The following is a 15,554-nucleotide window of genomic DNA, read 5'->3' as shown; positions in this document are numbered from 1 at the left end:
AATTTGATTTAGAATGATTTAATCAGTTCCTGGAGCCTTTCTTTTTTGCGTTGTGCAATAGGCAGGTTGCTGTTGTCGGACATGATCACATAGCCGCCGTCATTTTTGATATACGATTTCAGATAGGCAAGGTTGATTAAATGCGACTGATGAATGCGCTCAAAGCCATGCTGGGTGAGCAGTTCTTCATACTCTTTCAGTGTTTTGGAAATGAGCAGCGTTTTATGGTCTTTGATATAAAACTTGGTATAATTGTCCTGGGCTTCACAGCGGATAATATCGCTGATGTCGAAAAGATGAATGCCGGTAGAGGTCGAAAGCGCGATTCGTTTAAAATTGTCTACTTTTTTGCGGATATTCTCCAGCAGTAGATCAATATGGGCAAAAGACGTATTTTTCTCCATAGCGTCTTTTACCTTTAACACGGCTTTTTGAAGCTCTTCGGGATCAACCGGTTTTAGCAGGAAATCCAGCGCGCTGAATTTAAAAGCCTTTAAGGCATATTGCTCATGAGCGGTAATAAAAACAATATGGGAGGTGGTTTTTTCATTGGTTTTGGCAACCTGTTCCAGGATGTCAAACCCGGTACCGTCCGACAGATGGATATCAAGGAAAACAACCTGTGGTTTGTATTTTTCGAGTGCGATAATGCCTGTTTTTACGCTTTCGGCTTCCCCGATTATAGTAATTTCGGAAGCATAGCGGTTCAAAAGGCTTTTCATGCCTTTTCGTAAATGTTTGTCGTCGTCGATTAATAGTGCTGTTATCATTAGATTCTGATTTTAGTGTCTGAAGTGTATTGAATGGGCAGGTAAATAACCACCCTGGTCCCGTAAGGTTCTTTGTTCTCATCCAGGAAGTCGGAAATACTTACGTGTGCCGACTGTGATGTTGTGGCTTCCATCATTTCCAGTCTTTTCTTGGTGATCTCCAAAGCCATCGATTTGTGTGCGGTCACGGAATTTTCCTTCATGGCTTTCGATTTGGAAATACCGATTCCGTCATCGGTAATGCTGCAGACCAACTGGTTGTTTTCTACATTGAAACTGATCTCAATTTTACCGCTTCCCTGTTTGGGCACCAGGCCGTGAAGAATGGCATTTTCGACAAACGGCTGGATCAATAAAGGCGGTAAAGCCATATCGTCCTCGATGAGCGGACTTGTTGTAATGGCAAAATCAAATTTTTTATTAAAGCGCAATTGTTCCAGTTCCAGGTAATTCTGAAGGCTGTCAATCTCTTTGTCGATCGGGATCAGGGAACCTTTGGAATATTCCAGGGTGAGGCGCATTAGCTTGGAAAATTTGGATAAATATTTTATGGCAGAATCCGTTCCGTTCTGAACAATAAAGCTGGATATGGAACCGAGACAGTTAAAAACAAAATGCGGGTTCATTTGAAGGTGCAGTGCTTTTTGTTCGTATTCGGCTACTTCTTTTTGCAGGGTTAAACGGCGTTTGATCTGCAGTCTGTTGTAGGTAACGAAAATCAGCCCCAACAGCAATAAGGTACCAATCACGGAGAACAGCGTAAACAATTTATGGCTTTTGTTTTGTTCCACTAATACGGCTTCCTTTTTCTCCATTTCAATTTTTTGCAAAGCCTCTTTTTTCTGAAACTCGGCATTCAGCTCTACGCGGAGTAATTTTTTGGTGTTTTCTTTATTGTCAATACTGTCTTTGGCAGCAACATATTCTTTATAATGCGATAAAGCATTTTTGTAATCCTGCTGTAAAGCATAAATATCACTCAGCTGTTTTTCGGAGGACTTTACCTGTGCCAGCATGTTGATTTCTCGGGCGGTCATTAACGATGCTGAGGTGTAGGATAATGCTTTTGAAAGGTCTTTTTGTTCCAGATAAAGTGTCCCGATGTTGTATTGTACGGAAGCTGTTCCCATTTTATTGTCCAGTTCCGTATACAAAACCATGGCTTTGTTGTAAAAATCCAGCGCTTTAGCATACGATTGATGGCTGCAGTAGAATTCTCCCAGGTTGTTGAACAATAATGCTTTCCCTCTGTTGTTGTTTGTTTTTTCAAAAAGGGACATGGCGGTATTGTAATACTGTAAAGCCTGCTTGTCTTTTTTCTGTTTGAAATAAATCGTTCCGATATTCATTAAGGTTACGGGAGCCGATTCTTCTCCCATTTCCGTTTGCAGCGCATAGGCTTTCGATAAATAGGTGAGTGCCTTGTTGTTTTCTTCCAGGACCTTATAGATAATCCCGATGTTGTTGTACACTTTGGAAATGCTTTTTTTCTCCCCGGTTTCCTGATACATTTTTAAAGCCTTAAAATAATGCTGTAAGGCATTGGAATAGTCGTTCTGTTCGGAATAGACAATGCCGCAGCTGCCGTAGGATCTTGCCAGACCGTTCCTAATCTGGTTTTGGGTTACGGCCGTTGCCGCCGGATGGGTTAACAGGTCGGTAAAAAGTGCTTTGGCCTGTTCAAAATTTTTCAGTGCCTCGGCATAATTACTGCTGATAATGTTAGCATTGCCAATATTAATACAGGCGATGGCCAGACCGTAATGATCGCCGTTTTTTTGCGCCAGTGCCGCGGCTTTTTTAGCGTAAAAAAGCGTGGAGTCGGAGTTGCTTTCCCGGAATATATGGGCTATTTTATTGAGAATAGTGACTTTGGCAGTGTCCGTTTTGACCGTTTTTAAACCGGATTTCAGTTCCGGAATCGTATTTTCCTGGGCAAATCCGGAAGACAGCACGTTCAGTAGCAAAAACGCGGCAACGGCGATTCGTAAAAATGGCTTTTGGGTTGCTTTAGCTGGGGTGTAATGCATTTTGAGAATCTTTATATGCAAATATAAAATAAGTTGCGACCTGAGCAGATGTGAATTAGAATTTGATCGTTTTGACTTAGGATTTGGGAAAAGTGCTGTAAAACGGGCTTTTGAAAAGGAGTGCTGCAACTTTTTTTAGCAGTTGTGTAATTTTGAGTAGGTAGTTTTTTAGGTGTGTATTGAAAAAATGTTTCATTTTGTATGGTATAAAACGTTAGTATATGCCATTTTTATTCATTATCAGCCGTAAAACCCTGATCGGGTTATTTTTTGTTTGGTTACTGCCTTGTTTTAGTAGTATGAAAGCAAACATATTGAGTGTTTATCCGTTGTGGGAACACAACCGGAATGTCAGCAGAGGAACAGACAGGGAACCTTTGGAAATAGTGGTCGTGCAGCCCAGCTGTGAATGGCAGACCGGAAGCATAATCATCGCAACCATTGCTTTGGAATATTCCATAGACGGCGGACTGAGCTATTCACCGGATAATATCTTTCCGAATCTTTTGCCGGGAATATACAGCGTAATCGTCAGGAAAATGGACGGTTCGGTTTCCGGGCTGTTTCCGGTAACGATCAGTAAAGCTCCGGAAATCCCTGAACTGGAACTGATCGATATTCCGTTATACGATTGTCATTCGGTGGAACTGAGAGATGCCTTAAACACGGCAACTCCGGGTTTGGAATATGTTTTCTATGATACAGACGGTACCACTGTTCTGGAAAATACCGTTGTGAGCCTTTCCGGGATCTATTTTATTGAAGGGTTCAGCATTCAGGGCTGTTCTACCGGGAAATTAACGGCAGAAGTGATCATAGGCGCAACACCGCAGGTTATATGGAGTGTTTCAAATCCTTTTATCTGTATTGATAATAACGATAATACCGTCAGGACGGTTCTTCTTGATTCCGGTTTGCCGGAAGAAGCGCATGCCTTTAAATGGTTTTATAACGGAACTGTCATTCCGGCAGCCGCGGGAAGAACTGTTGCAGCAGACCGCCCGGGGATGTATCGTGTTGAGGTGCTGAATTTCGAATCGGGTTGCAGGGCTGTTAACGATACAATTGTACTGGAAACGGCTTATGAACCGGTTATTGCCCGGATCAGGACAAGAATAACGGGAGTAAATCTGTTTACTGTTCAAATTGTCATGCTGCGGGAAAGTGTTTATCAATACCAATTGGGCAACAGCGGTTATCAGGAAAGTAATCTTTTTGAAAATGTGAGCGGCGGCGGGTATATTGTAAGGGTAAAAGACAATTCTGGCTGCCGCACGGCTGTAAAACGGCTTTTGCTGTTGGATTATCCGCTTTATTTTACGCCCAATGGTGACGGTTATAACGATGTCTGGAATATTCCTTCGTTATCAGGGAAAAAAGAGGTCATCATCCAGATTTTTGATCAAAAGGGAACATTCATAACGCATATTGCTCCGGACGGGAAAGGCTGGGACGGTACCCATAACGGCAAAGCGCTGCCGGAAAACGACTATTGGTTTGTAGCGCAATACAACGATAACAATATTATCGAAGAAGTGAGCGGGCATTTTTCGTTAAAGCGGTAAGAAGCAAAAGACCGGTTTATTCCTTAACGGTAAATTTAAAACCGATGCCGTGCAGGTTCTCAATTCCGATTTCTTTTTCTTCCGATAGTATTTTTCGCAGGCGGGAGATAAAAACATCCAGGCTTCTGCCCATAAAATAGTCGTCATTTCCCCAGAGCGATGTTAAGATCTGCTCTCTTTTTAAAACGGTGTTTTTGTTGTCCAGGAATAGTTTAAGCAGTTCGGCTTCGCGTTGCGTTAAAACCGTTTTTTTATCGGCTTTTACCAGCGAATAGTTGTCGGCATCAAATTCAAAACCGCCAACGGTATAGCGTTCTTTTTCGGGTATGCTTTTCTTTTGTGAACGTTTGAGGAACACTTCAATTTTTAACAATAGCTCTTCAATACTGAAAGGTTTTACCAGATAATCATCAGCGCCCAGGCGAAGTCCTTTGATGCGGTCTTCTTTTAGTGTTTTGGCGGAAAGGAAGATAATCGGGATGTGGTGGTCGATTTTCCGGATTTCCACAGCCAGTTCAAAACCGTCAATTTTCGGCATCATAATATCTAAAATACAGATGTCGAAAGATCCGCTCCTGAAAGCTTCCAGACAATGCTCTCCGTTGTGACAATGGGTTACGGCATAATCGTTTAACTCCAGATTGTCTTTGGTTAAGAAAGCAAGCGTTTCATCGTCTTCGGCATAAAGAATTTTGAATTTCGACATTAATTTTCAGGTATTAATAAGGTTATGACAGTTCCTTTTTCGAGGTTGCTTTTGGCTGTGATTTTCCAGTGGTGCAGTTTACATATTTTTTTGACATAATACAAACCCAGACCAAAACCGGTTACTTCATTGCTTTTTTTACTCGGAATTCTGTAGAACTTATCAAATATAAAGGAAATATTCTTTTGAGAGATCCCAATCCCGTTATCGGCAAATTCCAACCGGATCTTTTGCGCTTCTTTGGTAATGGAAATGATGATTTCAGGAGTGCCTTCACAGTATTTAACGGCATTGTCGATCAGGTTGTAAACAATGTTGGTGAAATGGAATTCATCGCCATAAATAACAAGTGCTGTTTCCGGGTTATTCACGATTATGCGAACATCCGGATAGCGCAGTCGGGTGTTTTCAATCACGTCAGACAGGATCGCGGCAACCGCAATAGGTTTCTTATTCAGCTTTAAAGGCGTGTCGTCCGATTTGGCGATATTTAATATTTTCTCGATATGATGGTTGAGCTTTTTGCTCTGATCGATAATAATGGTCGCATATTTTTCCAGTTTTTCATCCTGTAGTATCGGTTCCTGTTTGCTCAGGTAATTGGAAGCAATCAGGATGGACGACAACGGTGTTTTAAACTCATGGGTCATGTTGTTGATAAAATCACGCTGCAATTCGGAATATTTCTTTTGCTGTAATAAGGTAAAGATAGAGTAGACGTAGACCACTAAAATAATGATCAGGACAAAAGAGAGCATGAACCAGAATTTTAACGAACTGAACAGGTAGGAGGTTTCATTCGGGAAGCGGATGGCAAAATAATAGACCAGATTTTTGTGCTTCGGAAAATAAACGGAGCTTTCTTTTTTTGAAGTATCGGAAAGGGCAACATAATTCCCGTAGACCATTTCATCGCTTTCGCAATTGTACATTGCATATTCAAAGTCGGTGGCGATATTGAATTTCTTAAAAACGGTTTTTAAATAATATTCCAGAATTTCCGGTTCAAAGTCGTTATCGACATTAACAATATAATAATCGTTGGATACTTTATTAATGGGGCTGCTGGCCGGTAATTCGTGATTTTTCCCTTCATATAGTTTTTTGGCTACTTCTAAAAGGGCGATGTGTACTTTTTGGGTAAACTTTTTCTCTTCTAAATTAAAAGCTTCTTTCGTCCAAAGCAATTGTGCTATAATAATACCTACTATAGCAATGAGTCCGAGGATGATGATACTGTTTAACCGGTTTATTTTCAAAATATACAATAGATTTTAGAAGTGTAATATTACTGAAAAAAAAACTTTTTTCGCGCTGTTAACAAGTCGTTAACAAACATTTGAAAACGGTTAACAGCTGATTTAAAAAGACTGAAATACATTTGAATCAGGTAATCAAAACTATAAATAACCATATAAAATAAAAAATTATGAAAATTATCAAACTTTCAATTTTGGCTTTAACATTAGGTTTAATGTCTTTTTCTGTTAACCCGGTTAAAACGGCTGAAACGGTAAAAACAATTGTTGGTTCTCCGGTACAATGGAAAGCAGAAACAGTTGAATTGGGTGAAATTCCTCAGGGGAAACCAGTAAAAATTGATTTCGAATTTAAAAACACAGGAAAAACAGCTGTAATCATCACAAATGTAAAAGCTTCTTGCGGATGTACAGCTACAGATTATACAAAATCTCCGGTAGCTCCAAATGAAACAGCTAAAATTACAGCTACTTTCAATGCTGCTGCTAAAGGAGTATTTACAAAAACAGTAACAGTTACTACAAATGCTGAAGAGGCACCAAAAGTGTTGGTATTTAAAGGAACTGTTATCTAGTTCATAATTATTAGATTTAATGTTGTAAAACAGTTTAAGGGGTTAGTTACTTTAAACTGTTTTCTTTTTTGAACCGCCGGATGCCGGCAGTTCCTGATAATTATATTTTGAGTTGAGGTTATAAAAAAACCGCCTGTAAATTTTACAGGCGGTTTTTATTTATTGTGAGATCTTATTGTACCGGTTCTCCGTATAGGTCAAACTCGGTAGCATCAATGATTTTTATAGTTGCAAAATCACCGGTTTTTAAATAGAACTGTGTGGCGTCAATTAAAACTTCGTTGTCAACATCCGGGCTGTCAAATTCGGTACGGCCAATGAAATAACCGCCTTCTTTTCTGTCGATGATACAACGGAAAGTCTGTCCGATTTTTTCCTGGTTCAAATCCCATGAAATCTGCGCCTGAATGTCCATGATCTCGGCAGCACGCTGTTGTTTTACTTCTTCCGGAACATCGTCTTCCAGCAGGTAAGCATGGGTGTTTTCTTCATGCGAATAAGCAAAACAGCCCAAACGCTCAAAACGCATTTCTTCTACCCAGTTTTTCAGGATCTGGAAGTCTTCTTCCGTTTCGCCTGGATATCCCACAATCAGTGTGGTACGGATAGCCATTCCCGGAACGGCTTCGCGGAAGTCTTTTAAAAGTCTGGTCGTTTTCTCATAAGTGGTACCACGACGCATCGATTTTAAAATGTTATCGGAAATATGCTGTAACGGAATGTCGATATAATTACAGATTTTCGGCTCTTTTTTCATCAGATCCAGAACATCCATCGGGAAACCTGTCGGGAATGCATAATGCAGACGGATCCATTCGATACCTTCTACTTTAATCAGGTTTTCCAGTAATTCGGCAAGGTTTCTTTTTTTGTATAGATCCAGACCGTAATAGGTTAAATCCTGAGCGATCAGGATCAGTTCTTTTACGCCTTTGGCAGCCAGACCTTCGGCTTCTTTTACCAGTTTTTCAATTGGCTGGGAAACGTGTTTTCCTCTCATGATAGGAATCGCACAGAAACTGCAGGGACGGTCACAACCTTCGGCAATTTTCAAATAGGCGAAATTCTTCGGAGTAGTGGTTAAACGTTCTCCTAATAATTCGTGTTTATAATCGGCTCCTAAAGCTTTTAATAATAAGGGCAATTCGGTTGTTCCGAAATAACGGTCCACATCCGGGATTTCTTTTTCCAGATCCGGACGGTAACGTTCTGACAAACATCCGGTAACAAAAACTTTGTCTACAATACCTTGTTCTTTTTTGTCAACGTATTCCAAAATCGTATTGATGGATTCTTCTTTTGCATTATTGATAAATCCACAGGTGTTGATTACAATAATGTTCCCTTCATCATTTTTAGGTGCTTCATGCTCGACCTCTTTTCCGCTGGCTTTTAACTGCCCCATCAGAACTTCACTGTCGTATACATTTTTTGAACATCCTAAAGTGATTACATTGATTTTGTTTTTCTTTAAAGACTTGGTTCTCATATAATTGTAAAATTGGAGTGCAAAATTACGCTTTTTATAATTAGAAGCATCATCGTTTTATAAAATTTATGAAGATTTCGTTTGGTTCTAAGCGTATTATTCAATGAAAAAGCCGCTTTGTGAGCGGCTTTCGGGTATTTTTCAGGGTTTATTTTTAAAAACCTATGGTATAAGAAAGACTGATGTTGTTTATTTTACTGTTCACTCTTGCAGAATCGGTCATGCTGGAAAGTAAGGAAACATCCATATCTCTTTGGGTATGCGTATAGGAAAGGTCTAAACGGGCAGAGCCGAAGTTATAACCGATACCGCCGGAATAACTTTTTAAGTCGCCGATAACCTGTTCGTCTTTGTATGGGCTTTGTTCAAAACGATACCCGCCGCGAAGGCTTACCTGTTTGATTTTATATTCTGCACCCACCCGGAATTCCTGTGCACTGCGAAGTGTATTGGAATAAATATCGTTTAAAGAACTGTTATAGGAGTTGTTCGGTTTGAAAGCAATATTGCTGTAATCTTTTATGCCGTAATCAAAACTGATCAATCCGGTTTTGCCAAAGATATACGCTAAACTTCCGGTGAATTTACCAGGAGTCTGTAAAGTATAGGTCGGGTAAACGTTAATGATGTTCGGGTTTAGCGATGCATATCCCGCTGTGTTTGTTCCGGAATTGTTTGTCGTGTAATTCGTGGAAATACTTTGCGCTAATTCATCGGTCAAACGGTACCAGGTAGGCGATTCGTAAGATACTCCTAAACGTAATTCGTCGGTTACTTTTGCAATGGCACCCAAATTGAAAGAGAATCCGCTTCCGTAAGTGTGCATGTCGTTGTTAAACTGGATCTGGCGTACTGTGGCTCTTCCCGGATCGGTATTAACAGGGCCGTTGTTTGATTCGTAAACCGTTGAATTTTTGGTATAATCGGTAAAATGAGCATTCAGGTTAATCCCCAGATAAAGTTTGTCGTTATAAGACGTTGCAAAGTTGAAAGCCAGTTTACCGTTGTAGCCGTTTGTGGAAACATAATTGGTATGGGCATAGCTGCCGGTGTTAGGCACGCCCGAAATATAATTCGGGTTGTTAGGATCAAGCGGAAGCGTACTGGTGTCGATAATATACGTCTGGTATGCTAATAATGCCTGCTGATCCTGGAAAGACAGCTGGTCGTAACGATAGTTGTTGTCGATAACGCCTACGGGCAGTCCGTTAGCCTGATTCAGGAAATACTGGTCTATAGAACGGTTTCCGGTACCTCTGAAAGTGATGGCATTGTCAAAATTATTGGCATTGTCATAATTAATGGCAAAGGTAAATTTGTTCCATCCGCTGTTCGGGTTATGGTTGTCGAATACAAAAATGCCACCTGCCTGATTCAGGTCCAGGGTACTTTTGTTATCGGAAGTATTCGTGCCAAAATAACGGGCATTGTTTTTAGTGTTGTAGCTGCTCAGGGTAACGGTAGCGGTATTGTAATTGAATATGGCGCCACCGGCAGGATTTACGTGAATCGCAGAGAGATCACCTCCAACAGCTCCGAAAGCACCGCTCATCGCGCGGAATCGTGCTGTACCGTTTAGATTGTCAATCGCATAGCGCAATCCGTCTGCAGGAGCTAGCTCTTGTGCTGATGCTATTGTTGCCGATAAGGCAACAATAGCTGTTACTATATGTTTTTTCATGGGATTTTGACTTTATAGCTTATAGGGATTATTAACGTCTGCCGCCTCCGCCGCCTCCGGATCGGGTTCCACCACCGCCACCGCCGTAGCTTCCGCCACCTCTGGAGCCTCCGAAACTTCCTCCGGAATTGTAGCTTCTCGATGGAGCGGAATAGTTGTTGTTACGCGTTCCGCTGTTATTGCTGGAGTTGTTATAGTTGTAGTTACGGGTTCCGGAACTGTTACTGTTGTTATAGTTTCGGGTGCCGGAATTGGTGTTATAATCTCTTGTGCCACTATTGTTGTAATTACGGGTTCCGCCGGAGTTGTAATCTCTGGTTCCGGTATTGTTATAGTTACGGGTGCCACTGTTATAGTTTCGGGTACCGCTATTGTAATTACGGGTATTGTTAAAGTCTACATTTCTGCTGGATGAATAATTTCGGGTGCCATAGGTACCGTTGTTGTATCTTCCGTTATAGTAAGCAGAACCGCCTCTCGGACCGGCATTGTATACTCTGTCATTTCGGTAGTAACCGTTATACCATCCGTTTCCGTAGTAATAGTTGTTCCAACCCCATCCCGGGCCATACCAGGAGTTCCATCCCCAGCCCCAGTTTGGACCGTACCAGGAATTCCATCCCCATCCTAAACCAACACCCCAGCCCCATCCGGAGCCGTAGTAACCGCCATAGTAAGGAGTATACCAGGAATTCCAGTAACCTCTGTTCCAGTACCAGGGATCGTTGTTGTAAACGTTAACGGTTATATTGCTTGAATTTTCGCCCCAGCCGGCATACCCGGTTGTATTGGCATATTGATTCTGATTGTTGTTATTATTGTAATTGGAAACAGAGTCCTGACCTTGTGATGTATAGCTGTCCACATCTGTAAAAATACCGTTATTAGCGTCTTTTTGAAGGTCACTGAAATAATCTTTGTAATTGGTCGACTGAGCCATGTTTTGCTCACTGTATCTGTTGTTGTATTCTCTTCTTGGTCGTTCTGAACCGTAAACCCCGTCATTGTCATAATAAGACGAGTTTTGATAGGAGCCACAGGACGAAGCCAAAAGTCCGACTAATCCAATTACTGCGTAAATGGATATTTTTCTGTTGGATAGGTAATAAGTTTTCATATCTCTAGGTATTTTTATTGTTGGACAACACAAAAATAGTTAGTTTTGCCAAACTATTTAGTTAAAATAAGTTAAACAATATTTGTGCCAAACTGATAAAAATGAGTAAGAACTTAACAAAACGATCGGAAGATTATTCGAAATGGTATAACGAACTGGTTGTCAAAGCAGATTTAGCGGAGAACTCCGGTGTTAGAGGGTGTATGGTTATTAAGCCCTACGGTTATGCTATATGGGAAAAAATGCAAGCAGAATTAGACAGAATGTTTAAAGAGACTGGACACCAGAATGCTTATTTCCCCTTGTTTGTTCCGAAGAGCATGTTTGAAGCAGAAGAGAAAAATGCAGAAGGATTTGCGAAAGAATGCGCGATAGTAACCCATTACAGGCTGACTAACGATCCTGAGAATAAAGGAAAATTAATAGTAGATCCGAATGCAAAACTGGAAGAGGAATTAATTGTTCGTCCTACCAGTGAAGCTATTATCTGGAGTACTTATAAAGGTTGGGTGCAATCGTACCGTGACTTGCCGTTATTGATAAACCAATGGGCAAATGTGGTGCGTTGGGAAATGAGAACCCGTTTGTTTTTGCGTACGGCAGAGTTTTTATGGCAGGAAGGGCATACCGCTCATGCTACCAAACAGGAAGCACTGGCAGAATCAGTACAGATGATGGATGTGTATGCTGATTTTGTAGAGAACTTTATGGCCATTCCGGTTGTGAAAGGAGTGAAGACGGAAACAGAACGTTTTGCAGGAGCAGAAGAAACCTATTGTATTGAAGCTTTAATGCAGGATGGAAAAGCGTTACAAGCAGGAACTTCCCATTTCTTAGGGCAGAATTTTGCTAAAGCTTTTGATGTTAAGTTTTCAAATGCCGAAGGAAAGCTGGAGCACGTTTGGGGTACTTCATGGGGGGTTTCGACCCGTTTAATGGGGGCTTTGGTAATGACGCATTCCGATGATAACGGATTGGTTTTACCGCCAAATTTAGCGCCTATCCAGGTGGTGATTGTGCCTATACATAGAACCGATGAGCAATTAGAGGCGATTTCCGCCCAGGTTAATGATCTGGTGAAGCAATTGCGCAAATTGAAGATTTCGGTTAAATATGACGACAGAACGACGCATAAACCGGGATGGAAATTCAATGAGTACGAATTGAAAGGAGTGCCGGTGCGTATTGCTATTGGTCCGAATGATCTGGAAAACGGAACTTACGAAGTGGCAAGACGGGATACTTTAACAAAAGAGGTGGTTTCTAAAGAAGGTATTGCCGGGTATTTACAGAACCTGTTGGAGACAATCCAGGAGGAAATGTTTACCCGTTCCCTGAATTACAGAGATACGCATATCACGGAAGTGAACAGTTTTGAGGAGTTTAAAGAGGTTCTTGAAAACAAGGGCGGATTCGTGTCTGCACACTGGGATGGGACAGCTGCTACCGAAGAACGCATTAAAGAACTTACGAAGGCAACAATACGTTGTATCGCGTTAGATCGTAAAGAAGAGGAAGGAATTTGTGTTTTTACAGGTTCTCCTTCAAAAGGTAGAGTGCTGTTTGCCAAGGCCTATTAGAAAAAAAGTGAAAAAAAAGTAAAAAAAAATAAAGTTGTTCTTGCGAGATTGGAAAAATGTTGTACTTTTGCATCCGCAATAAAGCAATAAAGGTCCGTTCGTCTAGGGGTTAGGACGCCAGGTTTTCATCCTGGTAACAGGGGTTCGATTCCCCTACGGACTACAAAAAAAGTATTAAGCGATTAATACGGTTTTTATTGAGATTACGGTCCGTTCGTCTAGGGGTTAGGACGCCAGGTTTTCATCCTGGTAACAGGGGTTCGATTCCCCTACGGACTACGAAAGTATTACGCGGTTAATACGAAATTTATTGAAACAAAATGGTCCGTTCGTCTAGGGGTTAGGACGCCAGGTTTTCATCCTGGTAACAGGGGTTCGATTCCCCTACGGACTACGAAAAAAAGAAATGTAAAAAGACTTAAATCAATTTAAGAAAATGGCAAATCATAAGTCAGCTTTAAAAAGAATCAGAAGCAACGAAAAGAAAAGAGTATTAAATAGATACCAACATAAAACAACTCGTAACGCAATCAAAGCTTTGCGTCTTGCAACTGATAAATCAGAGGCTTCTGCTAAGTTGTCTGCTGTAGTATCAATGATTGATAAATTAGCTAAGAAGAATATTATCCATGATAATAAAGCTTCTAACTTAAAATCAAAATTAACTAAGCACGTTGCTAAATTAGCATAAGGTTGTTTAGACAGAAATATAACTAAGCTCTCTTTCATGAGGGCTTTTTTTGTTGTTATCATTTTGTTATTTTTTGCTAACTGCTTAAAAATTAGTGTGTTTATATAAAAAATAAATTGTAATTTCGCACCCACAAAAATTATTTATGACTTCTATTAGAAACATTGCAATTATCGCTCACGTTGACCACGGTAAAACAACATTGGTTGACAAAATTATGTATCACTGTCAGTTGTTCCGTGAAAACGAGAACACAGGAGATTTAATTCTTGACAACAACGATTTAGAACGTGAAAGAGGAATTACCATCACTTCTAAAAACGTATCCGTTACCTATAAAGGAACCAAAATTAATATTATCGATACTCCAGGCCACGCGGATTTTGGTGGTGAGGTAGAACGTGTATTAAATATGGCGGATGGTGTGTTGTTATTGGTGGATGCTTTTGAAGGACCAATGCCGCAAACTCGTTTCGTATTGCAGAAAGCAATCGATTTAGGTTTAAAACCATGTGTGGTAGTTAACAAAGTTGATAAAGAGAATTGTACTCCGGAAGAAGTTCATGAAAAAGTATTTGACTTGATGTTTGAATTAGGAGCTGAGGAATGGCAGTTAGACTTCCCTACAGTTTACGGTTCTGCAAAGAATAACTGGATGTCAACCGACTTCAGAAATCAGACTGAAAACATTGAGCCTTTATTGGATATGGTTTTGGAGCACGTTCCAAGCCCGAAAGTATCTGAAGGTACTCCACAGATGTTAATCACTTCTTTGGATTTCTCTAACTTTACAGGACGTATCGCTATCGGTCGTTTACAAAGAGGAGAATTAAAAGAAGGAATGAATATATCTTTAGTGAAAAGAGATGGTAAGATCATCAAATCTAAAATTAAAGAATTACACGTTTTTGAAGGAATCGGAAGAAAGAAAGTAGAGCAGGTAGTGGCAGGAGATATTTGTGCTATCGTAGGTCTTGAAGGATTTGAAATTGGTGATACTGTTGCTGATTTTGAAAATCCGGAAGCTTTAGCGTCTATTACAATTGATGAGCCAACAATGAGTATGTTGTTCACAATTAATGACTCTCCGTTCTTTGGTAAAGAAGGTAAGTTTGTAACTTCCCGTCACATTAAAGACAGATTAAACAGAGAATTAGAGAAAAACTTAGCACTTCGTGTTAATGAAACAGACAGTGCCGATAAATTTTTAGTTTTCGGTCGTGGTGTATTGCACTTGTCTGTATTGATTGAAACAATGCGTCGTGAAGGATATGAATTACAAATTGGTCAGCCGCAGGTAATCATTAAAGAAATTGATGGTGCTAAATGTGAGCCGATCGAGGAATTAACAATCGACTTACCAGAAAACGTTTCCGGTAGAGCGGTAGAGTTTGTAACGGTTCGTAAAGGTGAAATGTTAAGCATGGAGCCAAAAGGGGAGCGTATGATCATTAAATTCAATATTCCATCCCGTGGTATTATCGGATTGAGAAATCAATTGCTTACAGCTACTGCCGGTGAAGCAATTATGTCACACCGTTTCCTGGAATACCAACCATTCAAAGGAGAGATTCCTGGACGTACAAACGGATCTTTGATCTCTATGGAGAACGGAAAAGCAATTCCTTATTCTATCGATAAATTACAGGACAGAGGTAAGTTTTTCGTAGATCCTAACGAGGATATCTATGAAGGACAGGTAATTGGTGAAAACTCCCGTGGTGATGATATGGTTGTTAACGTTACCAAAACGAAAAAATTAACAAACGTACGTTCTTCAGGAGCAGATGATAAAGCAAGAATCATTCCTGCTATCAAATTCTCATTAGAAGAAGCTTTGGAGTATATCCAGAAAGATGAGTATGTTGAAGTTACGCCAAAATCGATCCGTTTACGTAAGATTTACTTAAATGAAAACGATAGAAAACGTTTCAAAATAGACTAAACTAATAATAGTTGTCATATCATAAAAAAAGCCGCTTTTTTAAAGCGGCTTTTTTATTTGTGGTTGTTTACGGTTCTGGTACGATTGTTTTTATACGTTTTGCTGACGGTAATGCTAACGTAGCAGAAAACGGACGGAATGAACGG

At 40.3% G+C, this 15,554-nt stretch carries 12 protein-coding genes and 3 tRNA genes; 8 read left to right on the top strand and 7 right to left on the bottom strand.

Annotated elements, in window-relative coordinates; genetic code table 11:
• Positions 1 to 8: 8 nt before the first annotated feature.
• Positions 9 to 770, bottom strand: a complete 762-nt coding sequence (locus tag HW120_RS17320) for a LytR/AlgR family response regulator transcription factor (protein WP_177735901.1) — start codon at positions 768 to 770, stop codon at positions 9 to 11.
• A complete protein-coding gene (locus HW120_RS17315; protein WP_177735898.1) occupies positions 770 to 2,800 on the bottom strand; it encodes a tetratricopeptide repeat-containing sensor histidine kinase in 2,031 nt (676 codons plus the stop codon). The genes HW120_RS17320 and HW120_RS17315 overlap by 1 nt, the downstream gene beginning before the upstream one ends.
• Positions 2,801 to 3,021: 221 nt before the next feature.
• Here HW120_RS17315 and HW120_RS17310 point away from each other — a divergent pair, with 221 nt between their 5' ends.
• Entirely contained in the window at positions 3,022 to 4,365 is a 1,344-nt protein-coding gene (locus HW120_RS17310) for a T9SS type B sorting domain-containing protein (RefSeq protein WP_177735895.1), read from the top strand.
• A gap of 16 nt (positions 4,366 to 4,381) precedes the next feature.
• Here the strand turns inward: HW120_RS17310 and HW120_RS17305 are convergent, their stop codons facing one another.
• Both HW120_RS17305 and HW120_RS17300 read right to left on the bottom strand, forming a co-directional pair.
• Complete coding sequence (locus HW120_RS17305; protein ID WP_177735892.1) at positions 4,382 to 5,071, bottom strand: response regulator transcription factor; 690 nt, start codon at positions 5,069 to 5,071, stop codon at positions 4,382 to 4,384.
• On the bottom strand, positions 5,071 to 6,330 hold the full coding sequence (locus HW120_RS17300; protein WP_177735890.1) for a sensor histidine kinase: 1,260 nt from the start codon (positions 6,328 to 6,330) through the stop codon (positions 5,071 to 5,073). The genes HW120_RS17305 and HW120_RS17300 overlap by 1 nt, the downstream gene beginning before the upstream one ends.
• A 170-nt stretch (positions 6,331 to 6,500) precedes the next feature.
• On the opposite strand from HW120_RS17300, the gene HW120_RS17295 reads away from it, so the two are divergent.
• Positions 6,501 to 6,905 (top strand): DUF1573 domain-containing protein, encoded by a 405-nt coding sequence (locus HW120_RS17295; RefSeq protein WP_177735887.1) that lies wholly within the window; start codon positions 6,501 to 6,503, stop codon positions 6,903 to 6,905.
• Positions 6,906 to 7,077: 172 nt separating this feature from the next.
• Here HW120_RS17295 and rimO read toward each other — a convergent pair whose 3' ends face one another.
• The 3 genes from rimO to HW120_RS17280 form a co-directional block, all read right to left on the bottom strand.
• Entirely contained in the window at positions 7,078 to 8,394 is a 1,317-nt protein-coding gene (gene rimO / locus HW120_RS17290) for a 30S ribosomal protein S12 methylthiotransferase RimO (protein WP_177735884.1), read from the bottom strand.
• A gap of 154 nt (positions 8,395 to 8,548) precedes the next feature.
• Complete coding sequence (locus HW120_RS17285; protein ID WP_177735882.1) at positions 8,549 to 10,075, bottom strand: OmpP1/FadL family transporter; 1,527 nt, start codon at positions 10,073 to 10,075, stop codon at positions 8,549 to 8,551.
• A gap of 31 nt (positions 10,076 to 10,106) precedes the next feature.
• Positions 10,107 to 11,192, bottom strand: a complete 1,086-nt coding sequence (locus tag HW120_RS17280; protein WP_177735879.1) for a hypothetical protein — start codon at positions 11,190 to 11,192, stop codon at positions 10,107 to 10,109.
• 101 nt (positions 11,193 to 11,293) lie between these two features.
• Here HW120_RS17280 and proS point away from each other — a divergent pair, with 101 nt between their 5' ends.
• From proS to typA, 6 genes are all read left to right on the top strand, one after another.
• Positions 11,294 to 12,772: a proline--tRNA ligase gene (gene proS, locus HW120_RS17275; protein ID WP_177735877.1), complete on the top strand. Its 1,479-nt coding sequence runs from the start codon at positions 11,294 to 11,296 to the stop codon at positions 12,770 to 12,772.
• 91 nt (positions 12,773 to 12,863) lie between these two features.
• Positions 12,864 to 12,935: transfer RNA gene (locus tag HW120_RS17270), tRNA-Glu, on the top strand.
• A gap of 44 nt (positions 12,936 to 12,979) precedes the next feature.
• Positions 12,980 to 13,051 (top strand) — tRNA-Glu (locus HW120_RS17265).
• A gap of 43 nt (positions 13,052 to 13,094) precedes the next feature.
• A tRNA-Glu gene (locus HW120_RS17260) sits at positions 13,095 to 13,166 on the top strand.
• Positions 13,167 to 13,208: 42 nt separating this feature from the next.
• The gene (gene rpsT, locus HW120_RS17255) at positions 13,209 to 13,463 is read left to right on the top strand and encodes a 30S ribosomal protein S20 (RefSeq protein WP_177735875.1); all 255 of its coding nucleotides are present in this window, start codon (positions 13,209 to 13,211) and stop codon (positions 13,461 to 13,463) included.
• A 145-nt stretch (positions 13,464 to 13,608) separates the two neighbouring features.
• Positions 13,609 to 15,408, top strand: a complete 1,800-nt coding sequence (gene typA, locus HW120_RS17250) for a translational GTPase TypA (RefSeq protein WP_177735873.1) — start codon at positions 13,609 to 13,611, stop codon at positions 15,406 to 15,408.
• Positions 15,409 to 15,554 lie beyond the last annotated feature (146 nt).

Origin of the sequence: Flavobacterium inviolabile, from assembly GCF_013389455.1 — a bacterium.
GTDB lineage: Bacteria > Bacteroidota > Bacteroidia > Flavobacteriales > Flavobacteriaceae > Flavobacterium > Flavobacterium inviolabile.
The sequence above is the reverse complement of the archived record's forward strand: the minus strand, read 5'-3'. Positions and strand labels throughout refer to the sequence as shown.